This is a genomic window from Rhizobacter sp. P2_H2 (genome assembly GCF_056403375.1).
Window position 1 is genome coordinate 1 of the sequence record NZ_JBFUFP010001526.1, and the last position, 958, is coordinate 958.

Sequence of the window (958 nt, forward strand, 5' to 3'; positions counted from 1 at the left end):
CGCGAGGAGACCTTCGGCCCGGTGGCGCCGGTGTTCCGCTTCACCACCGAGGCCGACGCGATCGCGATGGCCAACGCCACCGAGTTCGGGCTGGCAAGCTACTTCTACAGCCGCGACATCGGCCGCATCTTCCGCGTCGGCGAGGCGCTGGAGTACGGCATGGTGGGCATCAACACCGGGCTGATCTCGACGGCCGAGGTGCCGTTCGGCGGGGTCAAGCAGTCGGGCCTCGGGCGCGAGGGGTCGCACCACGGGATCGACGACTACGTCGAGGTGAAGTATTTGTGCCTGGGGGACATCCAGAAATAGCTCAGTCGTTCGCCGCCCCCCGCGGCCCGTAGGCGGTCGCCAGCGCCGCGGCGGATGCATGCCGCAGCAGGTCGTCGGGCTGCTGCCCGTCCTGCGGGTACTGCGCGACGCCGACGTGCGCCGTCACGCCCACCGTGATGCCGGCCACGTTGAACGGATCGCGCAGCATGCGCACCAGCTTGTCGACGACGCGCTGCGCGTCGGCCGGCGATTCGGTCGACGGCAGCAGCACCGCGAACACGTCGGCCCCGAGCGAGGCCACCACGTCGCTCGAGCGCACGCCGCCGCGCAGCCGCACCGCGACCTTGCGGCGCACGACGTTGGCCGACTCCGGCCCGTGCGCGCCCTCGATGCCCTGGAAACCGTCCATGCGGAACACCAGCAGGCTGACCGGTGCCGGCTCGCGCTCGCGCAGCGCCAGCACCTGGCTCAGGTGCTCGATCAGCTGCGTGCGGTTCGGCAGGCCCGTCATCAGGTCGGTGGCGTAGGCCTTGCGCGCCTCGCGCTCGATCGCCTTGCGCCCGGCGGCCAGCCGCAGCCGCTGCGCGAGCGAGCCGAGGTCGGCATGGAACACGATGTCCTGCACGCCGGCCTCGATCAGGCGCTGCGCCTGCGCATCGGCCATGGCCGGTGCCAGCACCACCAGCGC

At 71.8% G+C, this 958-nt stretch carries 2 protein-coding genes; one reads left to right on the forward strand and one right to left on the reverse strand.

All coding sequences use genetic code 11. From position 1 onward, the window contains the following. On the forward strand, window positions 1-309 hold a 309-nt coding region (locus AC1D15_RS34470; protein WP_477829611.1), incomplete at its 5' end, for an aldehyde dehydrogenase family protein. A gap of 1 nt (window position 310) precedes the next feature. Here AC1D15_RS34470 and AC1D15_RS34475 read toward each other — a convergent pair. Continuing rightward, window positions 311-958 (reverse strand): GGDEF domain-containing protein (locus AC1D15_RS34475; protein WP_477829612.1); only part of this gene is annotated, 648 nt, incomplete at its 5' end.